The organism is Pseudomonas sp. 37 R 15 (assembly GCF_900004865.1).
In the GTDB taxonomy this organism is placed as follows: Bacteria; Pseudomonadota; Gammaproteobacteria; order Pseudomonadales; family Pseudomonadaceae; genus Aquipseudomonas; species Aquipseudomonas fluorescens_AM.
The window spans coordinates 109,822-128,788 of record NZ_CVTV01000022.1 but is presented as its reverse complement, the minus strand read 5'-3'; the positions used below and the strand labels follow the sequence as shown (position 1 = coordinate 128,788).

The following is an 18,967-nucleotide window of genomic DNA, read 5'->3' as shown; positions in this document are numbered from 1 at the left end:
CGGTTCCGTTCAGGCAGCAAATTCGCTGCCAGCCGTTGAAACGGAACTGCCCTATGCGATTATCGAGCACGCTGCGAACAACAGCGTGCTGTATCCCATTGACGCCAGCGATGGCACGACGGCCACGCTGACGCTGCCGGCCAACGCCACTGATGTCATGTTCTACATGGCGGTCAAGGGGCAGGACGAGCCGCGTTTCGAACCGGTATCTGTCGAAAATGGCGTCAATGTCGTCGGCATTCCGCCACAGTGGATCAGCTACTGCATCGGGCACACGGTATTGATCAAGTACACGGCCAATGCAGGGGGGCGGGCCCTGGAATCCTTGACGCTGGAGTTGGAAATCCAACAGATCAGGGAGGAGGACCTCTTCGTTTCAAGGCCGGTGTTCACGCATGCCAAGGAGGAGTGGAATACCTGGTACCTGCGCATGCAAGAGTTCTCGGGTGATGAAATTGTCGCGATCAACGCCTGGCCGATGATTCAACCCGGGCAGCGTCTGTTTGTGGTTGTTGCGGGTAACCAGCACGTTGCGCCTTATCGCTTCACCTGGGTGGCCAAGAATCATGTGGTGCAGGAGCACGAAGCTCGTCCAGAGCATGTTTTCCGCTTCAAGCTTTCGCGAGGCTGGCTGTCCAGGCTGGACGATTACTCGGCGATCACCGCTCACCTGGGCGTGATTTGGGACACGACCGAACCGGTATACCCTGAGCCAGGCGATCCGATTCTGGAGAATCCGCTGCCTGTGAACGCCGAGGATTTCCACCTGCGCACCACTTCATTGCTGCAGGTCGACCCTGCGCAGGATCTGAACCCGCCGCATTTGCGCGAATCCGTGGAATTGCCGCCCGGTCAGTGGCAGCTCAACCCTGTCAACACGGTCAACGGCGGGCATGCAATCGTCAGCTACGCAGGCATGTTCGAAAATGACCATGTCTGTGCCTATGCATCGGGCCCTGATTTTGGGCCGGTAGCCCTCGGCTGCAAAGACGTGAGCGAGGGGCAGATCAAGCTGTCATTCGATGTTGCTCCGCACATCATTGCAGCACTGTTCAACAAGAAGATGGTGTTGAACTACAGCGTTCAGTTCAACCATTATCAACCGCAGAGCTCCCCCGATCGCACGGTGCAAGTGCTTGCTCCGCAACTGACCTTGCCGTGTATCGAAGAGGCAACAGTGGGCATCGTTGATCTCAACACCTTCAGTGATGATGCCACGGCGGTGGTACCCGTTTGGGATTATGCAGAAGAGGGCGAATGTTGCTGGATGTGGTTGAGTGGAACACGTGAAGATGGTAGCGACTACCGGTTCGACATAGTGCCTGGTAAGCCCCTTACTCCAGAGTGGCTGGCCAAGGGTGTTGACGAGTCTATCCCGCGGGACAGATTGAAGGAGCTTGCCGATTGCACGGGCTTTGAGCTGCATTTTGCCGCGAGCTTTGATGGCAAGTGCAATCGGGAAACCGCCATCGAATTCCCGATGCAGGTATTTGCGATCAGCCAGGAAAATCTGGTGTTGAAACCGCCGACCGTCACCGAAGCGGTGGGCAGCGAGTTGACCGTGTGGAATGGGCGTAACGGCGTGCATGTGGAAGTGAATTACGTCGGCAACCATCCCAACCACAGCATTCAAGCCAATTGGTATCGGCCGGACGGCAGTTGCTGGCTGCTGGAGTCGCAACCGGGTAGTACAACCGGCCCTGTGATTTTTTCTGTCCCAAGAGAGGCCGTGATCGAAAGCATCGGCACAACGGTGAAGATCAACTTCACCGTGACCAGCGACTGTAAACAGCAGACCTCGGACGATTTGAACCTGCATATCAGCGTGCCGGTGCGTCTGCCGACGCCGGTGGTGAAACAGGCTACGCCTCCTGCCACCCAGAACGGTATTCTGGATTTGCGCACGTTTAACGGCGATGCCGACGGTACGTTGGAACCCTGGTGGTTTATCCTGGCTGGGCAAAATGTGTGGGCGTGGGGCGAAGGCACCGCCGACGCTGATGGTGCTCCTTTGACCTTTCCGGTGGGGACTGCCGGTCGAGTCACCGAGGGTGAAGTGACCGCCGGGTTGAATAAGCTGCTCAAACGTTCGGACCTGGAGAAGCTGCGTGACAAGACCGATCTGTTGATTACGTTCAACGTGACGCCGGATATCGGTGGCCAAGTCAGTAATGCGATCGCGTTCCCCAAGCTGCACCTTAAATTCCGCAAGGCATTTTATGACCTCACTGACTTCGACCCATCCGGCAAAGGCTGGAATGGTTGGCAGAGAGGCTTAGGCGCAGCACACCCCGCCGATCTGGCATTGAGAACTGATCCGTGGGGCGGCTGGACTGGTTACTGGTTGCGTGATTACAGTTATACAAATACATCCGACCCTGCTACTGAGAGCGAGAAAATGTTCAAGATTTTCACCGATCTGGAACCGGGGCGCTCATATCATTTCTCGGCCTTGGTCTGTAACAGTAGTGGTCAAGGCGCCTCCCCCCTCCTGGCGCTAGCCGTTGACAGGAAAGATATAACCGATGTGATACAACCACCGATAACGTGGCAGACACTTGAGGGCGTATTCGTAGCCACCTCAAAAACCGCAAGGCTTAGCGTTCATAATCACAAAATGGGCGCGATCGTTGGTAACGATTTTGGAATCACTATGCTCAAACTGTACGAGGTCCAACAATAGTTAACTGAGGTGGATCAAGCATAAGGCCTTCGATGTTTGGAGGCCTTATCCATAACGTATGCGCGTGGTTTATTTCGGCCCCAGTATCTTCACCAACTTATCCGGCGATGGCGCCCCCTGCTGTTGCTGCAACGCGCCCTTGTCGTCCAGATAGAAAATCGCCGGCGTAGCCGACAACTCCAGTTCTTCCATCAATTTCATATTCCCATCAAGCTTGGCTTCGATATCCGCCGGGATCTTCGCCAGTGCCTGCAACGTGCTGCCCTTACCAGCCGCTTCGTGTTCTTCCAGGGCTTTTTGCGGGTCTTTGGCGGCCAACAGTGCGGCGGATTTGCCTGGGCTGTCTTCGCGGATAATCCCCACCATGATATGGCGCAACTGCACCTTGCCGGCCTTCACCCACGGCCGGGCCTGTTCCCAGAACATGTTGCAATAGGGGCAGTTGGGATCGCTGAACAGGTAGACGATGCGTGGCGCATTCTTGTCGCCGTCCTGGATCCAGCTGCTGTTTTCCATCTTGGCCCAGACTTCCTTGGACATCGGTGCGTACACCAGTTTTTCCAGGGGAGCGCTGCTCAGGTCGTTGCCTTGGGCATCGTACAGGTTGCCGGCGATCACGTTCTTGCCGTCGGCGGTCAGGTACAGCGCCATGCCGCGGTTCTGGTACTGCGCGGCGTAGCCGGTGAGGCCGCTGGGGGCGTCGAATGTACCGAGGATTTTGGCGCCCTTGGCTTCGATTTGCTTGATCGGGGCCGGCCAGTCTCCGGCCTGCACCAGGGTGGCGGCAAGTGTCAGTGGCAGCAGGGTCAGCAGGTGGCGGAGGCGAGGCATGTCGGTTTCCTTTGTGGGGCGGTATCGAAGGGTTCCATGGCACGGGCCAGGCTGGCTTGGGACAGCTCGCCCAGGTGGCTGTTGATCAGGCGTCCGTCGGCCGTGTAGAACAACGTAGTAGGCAACGCCATGGAGCCGACGGCCTGGCCGAGCCGGCCGCTGGCGTCGAACAGCACGTTGTCGAGGTTCAGGCCCTGGGTGGCCAGGTACGTGCTGACGCTTTGCATGCTCTCGGCCTGGTTGACGAACAGGAAGGTGATATCCGGGCGCTGGTGTTGCGCGCGTTCCAGCACCGGCATTTCCCGGCGGCACGGTGGGCACCAGGTAGCCCAGAGGTTGATTACCAGCGGGCCGCCTTTGTAGTCGGCCAATTGCACCACATTGCCGTTGGCATCGCGCAGGGTGATATCCGGCAGTTGTGAGCCCTTGTCGTAAAGGTTCAGGGACAGGCTGGTCATGCCCCAGAACACCAGGCCGCTGATCACCCCCGCACTCAGTGGCCTGCGCAGGGCCGGGCGTCGCCAGCCGTAGGCCAGCGCACCGAGCACCAGCGCGATCACGCCGGGCCAGGCGAGGAACCCGCCGTCGCGCAGATCGACCATCTGCAGCCAGTCGTTGCGATAATCACTCCAGTACATCAGCACAAAGCTGACACGGGCGGCCAGCATGCCCAGCAGGAACAGGCTGAACAACACCGATTCGGGGTTTTCCCCGCCACGCTTGGCCACGCGCCAGCCCACCAGGGTGGCGAGAATCAGCGCGCAGATCAGCAGAATGTGATTCAGGGCGATGGCGAAGGTGCCGATGGTGAGGGTCAGCATCAGCGCGCGTCTCGGGTTTGCGTCCAGCGTTGCAGGAAGGCGGCGGCATCCACTTCGCCGGTGATGCGTTGGGCTCGGCGTTCTTCACCGTCCGGGCCGATCCACACGAAACTCGGGGGCCCCGGCACTTTGTAGCGGCCGAGCAGTTCACGGCTGGCGGCATTGTCGGCGGTGACGTCCAGGCGCAGCAGGCGTACATCCTTCAGGGCGGCCATCACCTCTGGCTTGCCGAACACCTGTTTTTCCATGATCTTGCACGACACACACCAATCGGCGTAGTAATCCACCAGCACCCATTGGCCCTCGGCCTTGGCGCTGTCGAGCTGGCTTTGCAGGGCGGCAGGATTGTTGATGGTCGTGAACGCATCGTGGGCGCTGGCTGTGGCAGCCACCCGCGAGCCGCTGTAGACCTTCAGCGGTTGCCACAGCTCATCGCTGCCACCCGCCGCGCCCACCACCAGTACCGCGCCCCACAGGCCCAGCACCAGGGAGCCCGCGCCGAACACCTTGGCGGCCAGGCCGTATTCACGCGCCAGCGTCCAACCGCAATAGGCCATGACCAGCGCCAGTGCGCCCCACAGGCCGATCCACAGGCTTTCGCCGACCACCGGGCGAAGCATCAGTACGGCGGTGCCGAGGAACAGGAAGCCGAAAATGCCCTTGAGCACGTTCATCCAGGTGCCCGGCTTGGGCAGGAAGCGGTTGCCCACGGTGACCAGCAGCAACAACGGGATACCGATGCCGATGCCCATGGCGAACAGGATCAGCCCGCCGTGCAGCGCATTGCCGCTCTGGGCGATATACAGCAGGGCGCCGGCCAGGGGCGCGGTCATGCACGGGCCCACCAGCAGGCCGGACAATGCGCCGAGAATGCCGGCACCGACCAGGCTGCCACCGCTCTGCCGGCGGCTGACCGTGTCGAGGCGGTCGCGCAGAAACGCAGGCAGTTGCAGTTCAAAGAAGCCGAACATCGGCAGGGCGAGCACCACGAACAACGCGGCGAAACTGCCGAGGATCCACGGGGTTTGCAGCAGTGCGGCAAGATTGCCGCCGAGCAATGCGGCCATCACGCCCAGCGCGGCATACACCAGCGCCATGCACACCACGTAGCTGCTGGCCAGGGCAAAGCCGCGACGCGGGCTGGCGCCGCTGCCCACCACCAGGCCGGCGAGAATCGGCAGCATCGGCAACGAACACGGGGCAAACGCCAGCAACAGGCCCAGGCCGAAAAAGATCAGCAGGCTCCAGCCGAGGCTGCGCTGTTGCAGGCCACTGGCCAGGCTTTGGTCCTGGGCTTGTGTGGTGGCGGCGACCGCCGGGTTGCCGCCCAGGTCCACGGTGATCGATTGCGGCGGATAACACAGGCCGGCATCGGCACAGCCCTGCCAGCCCAGCTTGACCTGGCCGCTGGTACCGGCCGGGAGCTTCACTTCCAGGCCCTGACGATACACCTGCTGTTCGCCGAAGAACTCATCGCTATGGGCTTCACCCTGGGGCAGCGCGGGCTTTTCGGCCAGGCCGTCGAATTTCATGCGCTGCTGGTACAGGTAATAACCGTCGGCAATCTGCCAATACAGCTGGGTCTCGCCACTTTCAAGGCGTTCGGAGGTAAAGGTGAAGGCCTTGCCCACCGGCAGGAAATCGGGTTTGGTCTCGAATGGGTTGCCCGGCGCGGCCTGGGCGAACCCCGCCAGCAACACCAGCAGAAAAGTAAATAGATACCGCATGGTCCAGCCTTAATTCGATGCAAGTGAGGCACACAATGTGTGGCGTTGATTAACCGATGATTAACCGGGCGCTATTCTAAAGTGTAGGAGTTATCGGGTGTTGCGAAGTTAGCGGCATAATGCGCGCTTAATCCGTGCGTTTTCTAATCGCCCGCATCTTTCATGAAGGGTTCAGCATGCACGTACTGGTCTGTGAAGACGACGAACTGATCGCCAGCGGCATTGTGGCCGGCCTCACCGCGCAGGGCTTCACGGTCGAACGTGTGGGCACGGTTGCGGCAGCCAGGGCGATGCTCAGGGCGGCGACCTTCGACATCATGGTGCTCGACCTCGGCCTGCCCGACGAAGACGGCCTGAAACTGCTGCAGCAACAGCGCAGCCAGGGCCTGGAAATCCCGGTGTTGATCCTCACCGCGCGTGACTCGGTGACCAACCGCGTCGACGGTCTGCAGGCGGGGGCCGATGACTACCTGCTCAAGCCCTTCGACCTGCGCGAACTTGCCGCCCGCCTGCAAACCCTGCTGCGCCGCGTGGCGGGGCGCAGTGTCAACCTGATCGAACATGGCCGCCTGGCGTACGACCCCAGCAGCCGCGAGACCTTCCTGGGTGGCCAGCCGGTGGACCTGTCGCGCCGTGAACAAGCACTGTTGCAGGCCTTGCTGCACAACAAGGGTCGGGTGTTGTCCAGTGAGCAGCTCAAGGACAGCGTCTACGGGTTCAACGATGAACTGGAAAGCAACGCGCTGAACGTGCACATCCACCACCTGCGGCGCAAATTGGGCAACGGCATCGTCGAGACCGTACGCGGCCTCGGCTATCGCCTGGGCCCGGCCGATGCGGGAGAGGATGCTTCGTGAAGAGCCTGCGCCTGCGCCTGACGTTCAAGCTCGGCGCCGCTTTTGTAGTGATCTGGGCCCTGGCGGCGGCCTGGATGCTCAACGATCTGCGCAACCAGATGATGTTTTCCCTCGACCAGCGGCTGGTCGCCTCGGCGCGCATGGTGGCCGGGCTGACCGAACAGATGCCGGGCCTGGCCAGCGTCGGCGTCGGCACGCATTTGCGCGCCGAACAACTCAACGTACCGGGGGGCATGGCTTGCCAGGTCAGTTCCCTGCACGGCGAAATCCTGGCGCGCAGCCATACCACGCCGGATGAAGGGTTGGAGTCGCGCAAGAGCGGTTTTCGCGATCAGGTGATCGACGGCGTGGGCTGGCGCAGTTTCACCCTGTCCCGTGGCGACCTGCTGATCACCACCGCCGACCGTCAGGTAGAGCGTGAGGCGCTGAACCTGTCGATCCTGCTGGCGGCCTCGGTGCCGGTCGGCGTGGCCTTGCTGGGGTGCCTGTGCCTGCTGTGGCTGGGCATCGGCCAGAGTCTGGTGCCGCTCAATCGCATGCGCGACGCCTTGATGCGCCGCAGCGCCGACTCCCTTGAACCGTTGCAGATCCATCCGCTGCCCAGCGAACTCAAGCCATTGCTCGACACCCAGAACCAGCTGTTGCAACGCATCGCCAAGACCATCGAGCGCGAGCGCCGCCTCACCGGTGACGCCGCCCATGAGCTGCGCAGCCCACTGACGGCGATCAAGACGCACCTGCAGGTGGCGCGCATGACCGAGGGCGCGGCGCGTGACCAGTCCCTGGCTCATGCCGAGGAAGGCGCCGACCGCCTGCACCGCACCCTGGAGCAACTGTTGCTGCTGGCACGGGTGGAGGGCAGCCTGTCGTTTGACGATGGGTTGCAGTCCAGCGCCGAGGAAGTCGCACGCCTGGCGATCCAGGATGCCCACGCCGGGGACAATTCGCGCATCGACCTGATCCTGGCGGACAGCCTCGCCGACACGCCGGTGGATATGCCCGTGGGGTTGGCCGTGGCAGCCCTGCGCAACCTGCTGGACAACGCCTTGCGCCACACCCCGGCCGATACCCGGGTGCAATTGAAAGTGTCCTCCAGCGCTGACAAGGTGGTGTTCCGCGTGCGCGACCATGGCACGCAGATTTCCAGCGATGACCTGCAATACCTGACCCAGCGCTTCTGGCGCAATGGCAGCAGCGACGGCTGTGGCCTGGGCCTGGCGATCGTTCAGGCGATCGTGCAGCGCTGCTCGTGCTCGCTGACATTCGACAGCCAGGCCGATGGCCTGCGCGTTGACCTGGGCATGCCGTTGCGACGCTGATCGCTTTTGTGCAAGTGCCAAATAATTACCGCCCGCCTGACCTGCAAGTCGTCAGGATGGCGGTAATTTTTTTGTGCTTGAACGGGCCGAATGATTCGGCCCGTATTGAAAAGGACGGATCTTATGTTGGTCATCGATACCAGTTTCCCTGCCAAGGATTTCAACGAACGTAGTGGCGAGCCCGTGGGGCAGGTGATCCTGCATTACACCGCGGCACCCTTTAAATCGTCCTTGCGCACCCTGACGCAGAATGGGGTCAGCGCTCACTACCTGCTGCCCGATCCCGATGAACCCGCCTATCGCGCCGCCGGCTATGACGAACTGCGCGTGTTTCGCCTGGTGGGCGAGGACAAGCGTGCCTGGCATGCCGGGGCGAGCTATTGGGACGGGCGGGATAACCTCAACAGCCGCGCGATCGGCATCGAAATCGTCAACCTGGCCCGTGACGACAAAGGCGTGTTCACTTTTCCCGCGTATCGCGAGGAACAGGTGCGGGTGTTGATTGCGTTGGTGCGCGACATTCTCGAGCGTTACCCGCACATCGGCCCGGTCGATATTCTCGGGCATTCGGATGTGGCGTACTGGCGCAAGAGCGATCCGGGCCCTCGTCTGCCCTGGCGCTGCCTGCATGAGGCCGGAATAGGGGCCTGGTTTGACGAAACCGCTCGGGCGATGTACCAACGCCGGTTTTGCATGGGCTTGCCGCCGGAAGTGGAAGTCGAGCGGGCGTTTCAGCGCTATGGCTACAAACCGGCCTGGAATCGCCAGGCCTTTGAACAGCGCACCCGGGCGTTTCAGATGCACTTTCGGGCGCGCGAGTATGCCGGGTTTCTGGATGCCGAGACCTGCGCGATCCTGTATGCGCTGAATGAAAAGTACCGGGGACTCTGAAGCCGAGCGCAATTTAACTGTGGGAGGGGGCTTGCCCCCTCCCACATTTGGATCTTCATTCATCAGTTAGCCACCACCGCCCCCTAAATCCTCTTCTCGCTGATGCGTCTTCAGAACATGAAGTCCGTGCGCATTTCCACCCCCACGGATGACCACCATCACCCGTGTATTGAGGGATCGAGAGATGTCAGTCGCTACCAGCCCCATTGAAGCCGCGCCTGTGCACGCCAGCGAGACGCTCTATCAGTTCGACGAAACCCCGCTGCTGGCCCGTCAGCGCCAGCAGGAATCCAACGCCCGCAGCTACCCGCGGCGCATCCCTCTGGCGCTCAAGCGTGCCAAGGGTATCTACGTGGAAGACGTGGAAGGCCGCAGTTTCATCGATTGCCTGGCCGGCGCCGGCACGTTGGCCCTTGGACATAACCACCCGGTGGTGATCCAGGCGATTCAACAGGTATTGAGCGACGAGTTGCCGTTGCACACCCTGGACCTGACCACGCCAGTCAAGGATCAGTTCGTGCAGGACCTGTTCGGCCTGTTACCGCCGGAGCTGGCGCGGGAAGCGAAGATCCAGTTCTGCGGCCCCACCGGCACCGATGCGGTGGAAGCGGCCTTGAAGCTGGTACGCACCGCCACCGGGCGCAGTACGGTGTTGTCGTTCCAGGGGGGGTATCACGGCATGAGCCAGGGCGCGTTGAGCCTGATGGGCAGCCTCGGGCCGAAGAAACCCCTGGGCGCGTTGCTCGCCAATGGTGTGCAATTTCTGCCATACCCTTACGACTACCGCTGCCCGTTCGGTCTGGGGGGCGCGGAAGGGGTGCGGGTCAACCTGCATTATCTGGAAAACCTGCTCAACGATCCCGAAGCCGGCGTGTTGCTGCCAGCGGCGGTGATTGTCGAAGTGGTGCAGGGCGAGGGCGGTGTGGTGCCGGCGGATCTCGACTGGCTGCGCGGCTTGCGGCGCATTACCGAACAGGCAGGGGTAGCGCTGATTGTCGATGAGATCCAGAGTGGCTTTGGCCGCACCGGCAAAATGTTTGCCTTCGAGCACGCGGGGATCATCCCGGACGTGGTGGTGATGTCCAAAGCCATTGGTGGCAGCTTGCCGCTGGCGGTGGTGGTGTACCGCGACTGGCTCGACACTTGGCTGCCGGGTGCGCATGCCGGGACCTTCCGTGGCAACCAGATGGCGATGGCGGCCGGTTCCGCGGTGATGCGCTACCTCAAGGAGCACGACGTGGCCGCGCACGCGGCGGCGATGGGCGAGCGCCTGGGCGAACATCTGCATATCCTGCAGCGCGACTTTGCGCACCTGGGGGATATTCGCGGACGTGGGCTGATGCTCGGCGTGGAACTGGTGGACCCCAATGGCCCACGCGACATCCAGGGCCATCCGCCGGTGCATCGCCAGCTCGCGCCTGTGCTGCAACGTGAGTGCCTCAAGCGCGGCCTGATCCTCGAGCTGGGTGGGCGGCATGGCAGTGTGGTGCGCTTCCTGCCGCCGCTGGTGATCACCGCCGCCGAGATCGACCGCGTCGCCGAGATCTTCGGGCGCGCCCTGGCGGCAGCGGTCGCCAGCGTCTAATTTTCCTGGCCCTTGATACGTTTCTACAGATATCAGTGCTGCGCATGGTGCGCGGCCGGCCTTTGAGCGACGGAGAACAGCAATGACCTCAGTATTTGACCGCGACGACATCCTGTTTCAGGTAGTGGTCAACCACGAAGAGCAATATTCGATCTGGCCCGACTACAAGGCCGTGCCGGAGGGCTGGCGCACCGTGGGCAAGAGCGGCATGAAGAAAGAGTGCCTGGCCTATATCGAAGAGAACTGGACGGATATGCGTCCGCTGAGCTTGCGTCAAAAGATGGATGGCGCTTCACTCGCCTGAACACCGCCGATCAGAATATGGGAGGGGCAAGCCCCCTCCCACAATTAATTCGCGTTGACTTCAGGCCTTTCTTTCTCCTGTCCCCCCGTCACCACCTGCACGCTTAAGCGCGGTGTCGCCAGGTCAAGCCCGGCTTCATCCAGGTGCCGCTTGAGCGACAGGTTGAACGCCCGCGACACTTCCCATTGCTTGATCGGCGCAGTCTTGAACCGCGCGCGCAGGATGGCGCTGCCTGATTCAAAACTCTCCACACCCTGGATCTCCAGCGGCGACCAGATATTGCGGCGTTGCAGCGGGTCATTACGCATGGCCTGGCCGACATCGCGCATCAGCTTGATCGCGTCGTCGATCTCCATGTTGTAGGGGATCGCCACGCGGAATATCGCGTAGCCGAACTCGCGGGAATAGTTCTTGATGCTCTTGATTTCGCTGAACGGAATGGTGTGCACGATGCCGTCGATATCGCGCAGGCGCACGGTACGAATGGTCAGGCCTTCGACAGTGCCCAAGTGGCCGCCGACGTCCACGTAGTCATCGATGGCCAGGGAGTCTTCGATAATGATGAACAGGCCCGTGATCAAGTCCGCCACCAGTGACTGCGCACCAAAACCGATGGCGATACCGATGACACCCGCACCGGCCAGCAGCGGTGTGACGTTCATGCCCATGTTCGCCAGGGCGACGATGGCGGCAATGATAAAGATGGTCACGAACAGCACGTTGCGGATCAGCGGCATCATGGTCTGCGCCCGCGCATTGGCCAGGCCTTTGCGTGAGCGGGTCAGGGCATGGTGAATCGCGGTGTCGCTGAGGATCCAGATCAGCCAGGCGAACAGCAGGGTCCCGCCCAGGCCGAACAGCTTGACGCTGACTTCATGGCCATCGCCTTCGGTAAAGCGAATCATCGACAGGCCCCAGACCCGCAGCCCCAACTCGATAAACACCAGCCACACCACCAGATGCACCAGGGTGTAAACGAAGTTTTTCAGGCGGTCGGAGTACAGCGCATGGCGCTTGTGTCCGCGTTGCGGTCTGAGGGCGTGGCGTCGCACCAGCCCGTTGATCACCATGCACAACACCAGCAGCACCGTGCACAGCAGCGACTGGCGCAGGGCGGTGCTGCTGTCGCCGGCGGAGAGGAAGGTGGCGAACAGCGAAATGCCCACCAGCAACAACGCCGGCAAGTACCAGAAGGTGCCGATGATCGAGAGGGTGTCGGTGAGGGCGCGACGCGTCAAACGGCGCGACAGCGGCTGGTTGCGGATCAGGTGCGCAATCGGCCGGCGAAACCGCAGGATGAAGACGCCGGTGGACAGCGCGGCCATGACATTGGCGACGGTCGCGGCGGTGTGGGCCAGGTGCTGGCCGAGCGCCGCGACCAGCCGCGGGTCGCTCAAGGCTTCGCCAAAGGCGGCAAAACTGCCGATCCACCACAGCGGGCGGAAGGCCTGGTGGCGCAGGATATACAGGGCGCGGTGGCGGTGCGGGCCGTCGAGCACGGAGAAGGCAATCACGCAGATCGCCGAGAAACAGGTGCCGACCACCAGCGCGTAAGCCAGCACCATCGCCAGGGACTTGCCCAGGGACGAAGGCAGGGCGTAGCTCAGGTAGACCGTGATCACCAAGGCGATGAGCCACGGGCCCAACTTGCGCAGGGCAAAGCGCAGCATGTCCCAGGTGCGCGGGTGTTGCGGCAGTTCCTCGGGCAGGCCGAAGCGCTCGCGCACGCGGTGGCTGAGCCAGATCAGCGCGGCAGCCAGCAGGCTCCACACCGCCAGGATCACCGCAAAACCAAAGATGATCGGCAACCATTCGTTGGCGGGCAGCATCAGCGCGCCGAGTTCATCCCTGGCCAGGTCGACTTCATTGGCCCAGCGGCCCAGCGGGCTGTCGGCGCCGGAGAACTGCTGTTCAAAGCCCGACAACGTGCTGCCAATCAGTCCGAGCACACCGAGTTCGGCCGCCGGTTGGGCTTTTTGCGTGGCGGCGCGCAGCTTTTTCAAGTCGCTCAGCAGTTGGGTGCGCTGCTGGTCGTTCTCCAGGGTCTTGATCACCTCGTCCAGCGACTGCCCCAGGGGCACCTCGGCCTGGGGTTGGGCCTTGTTGGAGCCGCCCAGCATCCCGGGCAAGCCGACAGCCTGGGCGGACGTCAGCGGCAGGAGCATGAGCAGGGTGATCAGCAGGTAGCGGGGCAGGGCACACAGACGGGAAAGCACGAGGCGGTCAACCTTGAAAGCGATGAATTGACCGAGTGTACGAGGCCGCTATGCCAGATGCGAGTGTCATTGCGCCAATTTGGCGAGGATCTTGTACACCACGGTGCCGAGAATCAGCAGCATACCGATCCACATGCCGAACACGCCAAGGGGGTTGTCACGAAAGTTGAAGCCGGCGGCGAGCATGATCATGCCGATCAGGATGGGGATAAGCATGGCGTGGAAAGAGGACATGGAGATCATCAGGCGACGGCCTTGTCGGAGTGGAAGTTCTGACAAGTCTAGGTCGGATTATTAAAAGTGTCGGTGACGCAGATCAGGTGTACGCCAAACCTAATGTGGGAGGGGGCTTGCCCCCGATAGCAGTGTGTCAGTCAGTACATCTATTGACTGATCCACCGCATCGGGGGCAAGCCCCCTCCCACATTTGACCGAGTTAGCCTGGCAGATCAGGGCAGGTCACGACTGGCATAAAACGCACCCAACACCTTCACCAGATGCGCCAGGTCATGACTGCCGCACAGCTCCCGAATGGAGTGCATGGCAAACGTCGGCAGGCCGATGTCCACCGTACGTACGCCCAGGTGGCTGGCGGTGATGGGGCCTATCGTCGAGCCGCAGCCCATATCGCTGCGCACTACAAAGCTCTGCACCGGTACTTCCTGGGCCATGCACAGGTGGCGGAAGAACCCGGCGGTTTCGCTGTTGGTGGCGTAGCGCTGGTTGCTGTTGACCTTGATCACCGGGCCGGCGTTGAGCTTGGGGCCGTGGTTGGCGTCGTGTTTCTCGGCGTAGTTCGGGTGCACGCCGTGGGCGTTGTCGGCAGACACCAAGAGGGATTTCTGAATGGTGCGTACGAATTCCTCACCTTCCGGCAGCAGGCGGCGCAGGGTCTGTTCCAGCATCGGGCCATCGGCGCCGCACGCCGAGCAGGAGCCGACTTCTTCGTGATCGTTGCACACCAGCACGCAGGTTTCTTCGGTGTCGCTGGTGAGCAGCGCCTGCAGCCCGGCATAGCACGACAGCAGGTTGTCCAGGCGTGCGCCGGCGATGAAGTCGCCGTTCAGGCCAATTACTGCTGCGCTTTGGGTGTCGTAGAAGCTCAGCTCGTAGTCGAGCACCACGTCGGCATTGAGCCCATGCTCGCGCGCCAGTTGCTCGGTAAGCACGGCACGAAAGTCCACGCGCTCGTCACCGGCAAATTGCGCGAGGATCGGCGGCAGTTCGGTCTGGGCATTGATCGCCCACCCCTGGTTGGCCTCACGGTTCAGGTGAATGGCCAGGTTGGGAATGATCGCGATCGGCAGCTTGAAGTCGATCAGTTGGCTTTCGACCTTGCCATCGCGCCGGAACGTCACACGGCCGGCCAGGGACAGGTCGCGGTCGAACCACGGGGCCAGCAAGGCGCCGCCATAGACTTCCACGCCCAACTGCCAGAAACCCTGGCGCTGCAGCTCGGGCTGCGGCTTGACCCGCAGGCATGGGCTGTCGGTGTGGGCGCCGACCATGCGAATTCCGTCTTGCAGCGGCGAGTGGCGGCCCAGTTTGAAGGCGATGATCGAGGAGTCGTTACGGGTCACGTAATAGCGACCGTTGGCCTCGGTGGTCCAGGTGTCGCGCTCGTCGAGACGCTGGTAACCGGCCGCTTCCAGGCGCTGGGCGAGGGCGGCTGTGGCATGAAAAGGAGTAGGGGAGGCCTTGAGGAAGTCGATCAGGCCTTGATTCAACGCTTCGCGCATAAATAGCTCCAGACAGCAATGCGCGGAGTTTACCGTATTGATTTGACTCGGTGTCGAGAACTGACACAGAACAAAATGTGGGAGGGGGCTTGCCCCCGATGGCGGAGTTCCAGTCACTGCATCTGGTGACTGATCCACTGCTATCGGGGGCAAGCCCCCTCCCACATTTGACTGCATTCACAACTTAAAAGGGGGCTGGGCACTCGAAGCGCAGGCGTTCGCCGCTTTGCGGATGAGTGAAGCTGAGCATGCTCGCGTGCAGGCACAGGCGCGGCCAGGCAGCCAGAGCCTGTTCGTGGGCATACAGGCCGTCACCCAACAGCGGGTGGCCGATCGACAGCATGTGTACGCGCAACTGGTGCGAACGCCCGGTGATCGGCGTCAGTTCCACGCGGCACCAGTCGCCGCAACGCTCCAGCACTTTCCAGAAGGTCAGCGCATGTTTGCCGAATTCGTGATCCACCACATGGCGTGGCTTGGTCGGTGGGTCATAGCGCAAGGGCAAGTCGATGCTGCCGCTGTCCAGTTCCGGCTGGCCCCACGCCAAGGCGGTGTAGGCCTTTTCTGTTTCGCGGTCGTGAAACTGGCGGGACAGTTCGCGGTGGCTATCCGCGTCCCGGGCCAGCAGGATAATGCCGGACGTTTCCCAGTCGAGCCGATGGACGATGCGGGCTTCGGGGTAGCCGTTTTCCTGCAGGCGGGTGATCAGGCAGTCCTTGTTGTCGTCGGCGCGGCCCGGCACCGAGAGCAGCAGGGTCGGCTTGTTCACCACCAGGACAGCGTCGTCCTGATGCAGGATATGGATGTTGGACAGCGGCATTAAACAGCCTCGTAACAAACGCCAACGGCGGCTCGCCCACCCGGTTCCCGGCAAGGGATCAAGGTGACCGAGCCGCCGTGGCGGCCGCCTGTTCGATCAACGATCAGGCAGGGTGATATTGAGTTCCAGAATCGAGCAGCTGCCGTCATTTTCCAGGGCGACATGCACGTCATCGTTACCGATATTGACGTACTTGCGGATCACCTCGACCAGTTCCTTCTGCAAGGCTGGCAGGTAGTCCGGGGTACTGCGTTGGCCGCGTTCGTGCGCCACGATGATCTGTAGACGCTCTTTCGCGACCGATGCGGTACTGGGTTTTTTGTTGGCGCGAAAGAAGTCGAGAAATTTCATTGTTTAGTTGCCTCCAAAGATACGCTCGAAGAATCCCTTCTTCTTCACATCGAGGAAGCGGTGTTCCACGGTCTTGCCCAGCAAACGATCAACGGCATCGCTGTACGCCTGGCCGGCGTCGCTCTGGTCGTCGAGAATCACTGGCACGCCCTGGTTGGAAGCCTTCAGGACGGCCTGGGATTCCGGGATCACACCCAGCAGGGTCACGGCGAGGATGTCCTTGACGTCTTCAACGCCGAGCATTTCGCCATTGCTGACACGCTCAGGGTTGTAGCGGGTCAGCAGCAGGTGTTCCTTGATCGGGTCCTGGCCTTCTTCGGCGCGCTTGGACTTGCTGGCCAGGAGGCCGAGCATGCGGTCGGAGTCACGTACCGAGGACACTTCCGGGTTGGTCACCACGATGGCTTCATCGGCGAAGTACATCGCCAGGTGAGCGCCGGTTTCGATACCGGCGGGGGAATCGCACACCACGTATTCGAAGGTTTCTTTCAGCTCGGCGAGGACTTTGCCTACGCCTTCCTTGGTCAGCGCGTCTTTGTCACGGGTCTGGCTGGCGGCCAGCACGTACAGGTTCTCAAGGCGCTTGTCCTTGATCAGGGCCTGCTGCAGGTTGGCTTCGCCGTTCACCACGTTGACGAAGTCGTACACCACGCGGCGTTCGCAGCCCATGATCAGGTCGAGGTTACGCAAACCGACGTCGAAGTCGACGATGACTGTCTTGTGGCCGCGCAAAGCGAGGCCGGTACCGATAGCGGCGCTGGTGGTGGTCTTACCCACACCACCCTTGCCGGATGTAACCACGAGAATCTTGGCCAAGGTGTTTCACCCCTAAGGAAAAAGGACGTTCAGTCCCTGAAAAACATCTCTTGAAACTCGCTGCAGGCGGACAGCCTTTGTAGGGAAAAAGCCAGGGTTTGCCCAGGGGAAACGCCAACTTCCAAATAGTCCTACGCAAGTATTGCCAGTTTCGCTTTGCTATCAGAGTCTAGAGATGCTTGGAAAATGCGGCAGTATCCGTTAAAGACGGATGATGTTCAACACATCGCCCGACAGGTTGACCTGTACCGAACCGCCCCACAGCGGATCACGACGCAGATCTTCGGAAACCTTGTACTGACCCGCGATGGAAACCAGTTCAGCGGTCAACTGCTGGCAGAAAATACGCGCCTTGGTATCACCCTTGATGCCGGCCAGGGCACGGCCGCGCATCGGGCCGTATACATGGATGTTGCCATCGGCGAGAAGTTCCGCGCCAGGGCTGACCGAGGAGACCACCACCAGGTCGCCGCCCTGGGCGTAAATCTGCTGCCCGCCGCGTACGGGCGAGGTGATGATCTTTGTTGGCCTGATCAAGGGTTCAGGTGGTTTTTCCGGTTTTTTCTTCTCTTCACCGACCGATGGTTCGAGCGGACGCTCGCGTGCACCGGACGGCGGCAGTACTGGCAGTTCAATGGCGATGGCGGCGGCGATGTCTTCGATACGGCTGGCGCGAATCGCCAGGGTACGCAGGCCGTGGGAGCGGCACACGCGCATCAGCCCGGGCAGGTCGATGGCGCCTTGGCCTGCTGGCAGTTTGTCCAGGGCCAGCACCAGCGGGGCATTGTTGAAAAAATTCGGCGCCAGGGCGACCTTGGCGGCCAGTTGGCGGTCGAGGGCATCGAGGTCATTGCGGGCCAGTTCCAGCACGGTAATGGCGAGCATGCTGCCTTTCAGCTGGAACACGGGATCTTGGTCTAGCGGTTCGGTTTGGCTCATGGTCGGCGAAAGCGGCTTGTCACGAAAAGTGTCGAGACTTATAACGAGAACACTCACCCGCCGCAAGCCGAGTCGAACCGTTGTAGAATGCGCGGCCCTTGTCTTTACCGGAATCTGTAATGGATCGCCCGCGTTTTCGAGCTGTATTTCTTCACCCGCGTTTTTGGCCGTTATGGCTGGGGCTGGGCCTGTTGTGGCTGGTCACCCAACTGCCGTACCGCGTGCTGCTGACCATTGGTCGCCTGCTGGGCGCGGGCATGTACCGCGTGGCCGGTGAGCGTCGCCGTATTGCGGCACGCAACCTTGAACTGTGCTTTCCGGAAAAGTCCGCCCAAGCGCGCAAACGCCTGCTCAAGGAAAATTTTGCCTCCACCGGTATCGCCTTTTTCGAGATGGCGATGAGCTGGTGGTGGCCCAAGCCGCGTCTGGCACGCCTGGCCCATGTCGAGGGTCTGGAGCATCTGAGGCAGGCGCATCTGGAGGGCAAGGGCGTGATTCTGATGGCCCTGCATTTCACCACGCTTGAAATCGGCGCTGCCCTGCTTGGGCAGAAGCACACCATCGATGGCATGTACCGCGAGCACGGCAACCCGCTGTTCGACTTTATCCAGCGCCGTGGTCGCGAACGCCACAACCTCGATTCCCTGGCAGTGGAGCGCGACGATGTGCGCGGCATGCTCAAGCTGCTGCGCGCCGGCCGTGCGATCTGGTACGCGCCGGACCAGGACTACGGCGCCAAGCAAAGTATCTTCGTGCCGCTGTTCGGCATCCAGGCCGCCACTGTCACGGCCACCAGCAAGTTTGCGCGTCTGGGCAAGGCCTTGGTGGTGCCATTCACCCAGGAGCGCCTGGCCGATGGCAGCGGCTACCGTCTGGTGATTCATGCGCCGTTGACCGACTTCCCAGGGGAAACCGACGAAATCGATTGCCTGCGCATCAACCAGTGGGTCGAAGCCTCGGTGCGCGACTGCCCCGAGCAATACCTGTGGACCCATCGCCGCTTCAAGAGCCGGCCACCGGGCGAACCCAAGCTGTACGAAAAACGCCGTCGGTAAGGCATACCTTTCC

At 61.6% G+C, this 18,967-nt stretch carries 17 protein-coding genes; 7 read left to right on the top strand and 10 right to left on the bottom strand.

What is annotated here, in order from left to right:
• A partial coding sequence (locus BFQ04_RS07620) for a hypothetical protein (protein WP_065950278.1) occupies positions 1 to 2,683 on the top strand: 2,683 nt, incomplete at its 5' end.
• 69 nt (positions 2,684 to 2,752) lie between these two features.
• Here the strand turns inward: BFQ04_RS07620 and dsbG are convergent.
• The 3 genes from dsbG to dsbD are packed head-to-tail and all read right to left on the bottom strand — an operon-like array spanning position 2,753 to position 6,062.
• Positions 2,753 to 3,514 carry a thiol:disulfide interchange protein DsbG gene (gene dsbG, locus BFQ04_RS07615; protein ID WP_065950277.1) on the bottom strand — a complete coding sequence of 254 codons (762 nt, stop codon included), beginning with the start codon at positions 3,512 to 3,514 and terminating at the stop codon, positions 2,753 to 2,755.
• On the bottom strand, positions 3,490 to 4,335 hold the full coding sequence (locus BFQ04_RS07610; protein WP_065950276.1) for a TlpA disulfide reductase family protein: 846 nt from the start codon (positions 4,333 to 4,335) through the stop codon (positions 3,490 to 3,492). The genes dsbG and BFQ04_RS07610 overlap by 25 nt, the downstream gene beginning before the upstream one ends.
• Complete coding sequence (gene dsbD / locus BFQ04_RS07605; protein ID WP_065950275.1) at positions 4,335 to 6,062, bottom strand: protein-disulfide reductase DsbD; 1,728 nt, start codon at positions 6,060 to 6,062, stop codon at positions 4,335 to 4,337. The genes BFQ04_RS07610 and dsbD overlap by 1 nt, the downstream gene beginning before the upstream one ends.
• 176 nt (positions 6,063 to 6,238) lie before the next feature.
• Between dsbD and BFQ04_RS07600 the strand changes: the two genes are divergently transcribed.
• From BFQ04_RS07600 to BFQ04_RS07580, 5 genes are all read left to right on the top strand, one after another.
• Positions 6,239 to 6,919 carry a response regulator gene (locus BFQ04_RS07600; RefSeq protein ID WP_065950274.1) on the top strand — a complete coding sequence of 227 codons (681 nt, stop codon included), beginning with the start codon at positions 6,239 to 6,241 and terminating at the stop codon, positions 6,917 to 6,919.
• Positions 6,916 to 8,238 carry an ATP-binding protein gene (locus BFQ04_RS07595; protein WP_065950273.1) on the top strand — a complete coding sequence of 441 codons (1,323 nt, stop codon included), beginning with the start codon at positions 6,916 to 6,918 and terminating at the stop codon, positions 8,236 to 8,238. Before BFQ04_RS07600 ends, BFQ04_RS07595 begins: the two co-directional genes overlap by 4 nt.
• 123 nt (positions 8,239 to 8,361) lie before the next feature.
• Complete coding sequence (locus BFQ04_RS07590) at positions 8,362 to 9,129, top strand: N-acetylmuramoyl-L-alanine amidase (RefSeq protein WP_065950272.1); 768 nt, start codon at positions 8,362 to 8,364, stop codon at positions 9,127 to 9,129.
• Positions 9,130 to 9,313: 184 nt separating this feature from the next.
• Entirely contained in the window at positions 9,314 to 10,714 is a 1,401-nt protein-coding gene (locus BFQ04_RS07585) for an aspartate aminotransferase family protein (protein WP_065950271.1), read from the top strand.
• An 82-nt stretch (positions 10,715 to 10,796) separates the two neighbouring features.
• Positions 10,797 to 11,018: an MbtH family protein gene (locus BFQ04_RS07580; protein WP_065950270.1), complete on the top strand. Its 222-nt coding sequence runs from the start codon at positions 10,797 to 10,799 to the stop codon at positions 11,016 to 11,018.
• 44 nt (positions 11,019 to 11,062) lie between these two features.
• On the opposite strand, the gene BFQ04_RS07575 is transcribed toward BFQ04_RS07580, so the two are convergent.
• The 7 genes from BFQ04_RS07575 to minC form a co-directional block, all read right to left on the bottom strand.
• A complete protein-coding gene (locus BFQ04_RS07575) occupies positions 11,063 to 13,234 on the bottom strand; it encodes a mechanosensitive ion channel family protein (protein ID WP_065950269.1) in 2,172 nt (723 codons plus the stop codon).
• Positions 13,235 to 13,300: 66 nt separating this feature from the next.
• Positions 13,301 to 13,468 carry a hypothetical protein gene (locus BFQ04_RS29620; RefSeq protein ID WP_162515424.1) on the bottom strand — a complete coding sequence of 56 codons (168 nt, stop codon included), beginning with the start codon at positions 13,466 to 13,468 and terminating at the stop codon, positions 13,301 to 13,303.
• Positions 13,469 to 13,683: 215 nt separating this feature from the next.
• Positions 13,684 to 14,973 (bottom strand): M18 family aminopeptidase, encoded by a 1,290-nt coding sequence (locus BFQ04_RS07570; protein WP_065887937.1) that lies wholly within the window; start codon positions 14,971 to 14,973, stop codon positions 13,684 to 13,686.
• 184 nt (positions 14,974 to 15,157) lie between these two features.
• On the bottom strand, positions 15,158 to 15,793 hold the full coding sequence (locus BFQ04_RS07565; RefSeq protein ID WP_057721392.1) for an RluA family pseudouridine synthase: 636 nt from the start codon (positions 15,791 to 15,793) through the stop codon (positions 15,158 to 15,160).
• Between the two features lie 96 nt (positions 15,794 to 15,889).
• Complete coding sequence (gene minE, locus BFQ04_RS07560) at positions 15,890 to 16,144, bottom strand: cell division topological specificity factor MinE (protein WP_003175252.1); 255 nt, start codon at positions 16,142 to 16,144, stop codon at positions 15,890 to 15,892.
• 3 nt (positions 16,145 to 16,147) lie between these two features.
• A complete protein-coding gene (gene minD / locus BFQ04_RS07555; protein ID WP_065887939.1) occupies positions 16,148 to 16,960 on the bottom strand; it encodes a septum site-determining protein MinD in 813 nt (270 codons plus the stop codon).
• Positions 16,961 to 17,161: 201 nt separating this feature from the next.
• On the bottom strand, positions 17,162 to 17,899 hold the full coding sequence (gene minC / locus BFQ04_RS07550) for a septum site-determining protein MinC (protein ID WP_065950268.1): 738 nt from the start codon (positions 17,897 to 17,899) through the stop codon (positions 17,162 to 17,164).
• A 119-nt stretch (positions 17,900 to 18,018) separates the two neighbouring features.
• Between minC and BFQ04_RS07545 the strand changes: the two genes are divergently transcribed.
• Positions 18,019 to 18,954 carry a lipid A biosynthesis lauroyl acyltransferase gene (locus tag BFQ04_RS07545; protein ID WP_065950267.1) on the top strand — a complete coding sequence of 312 codons (936 nt, stop codon included), beginning with the start codon at positions 18,019 to 18,021 and terminating at the stop codon, positions 18,952 to 18,954.
• Positions 18,955 to 18,967: the final 13 nt, after the last annotated feature.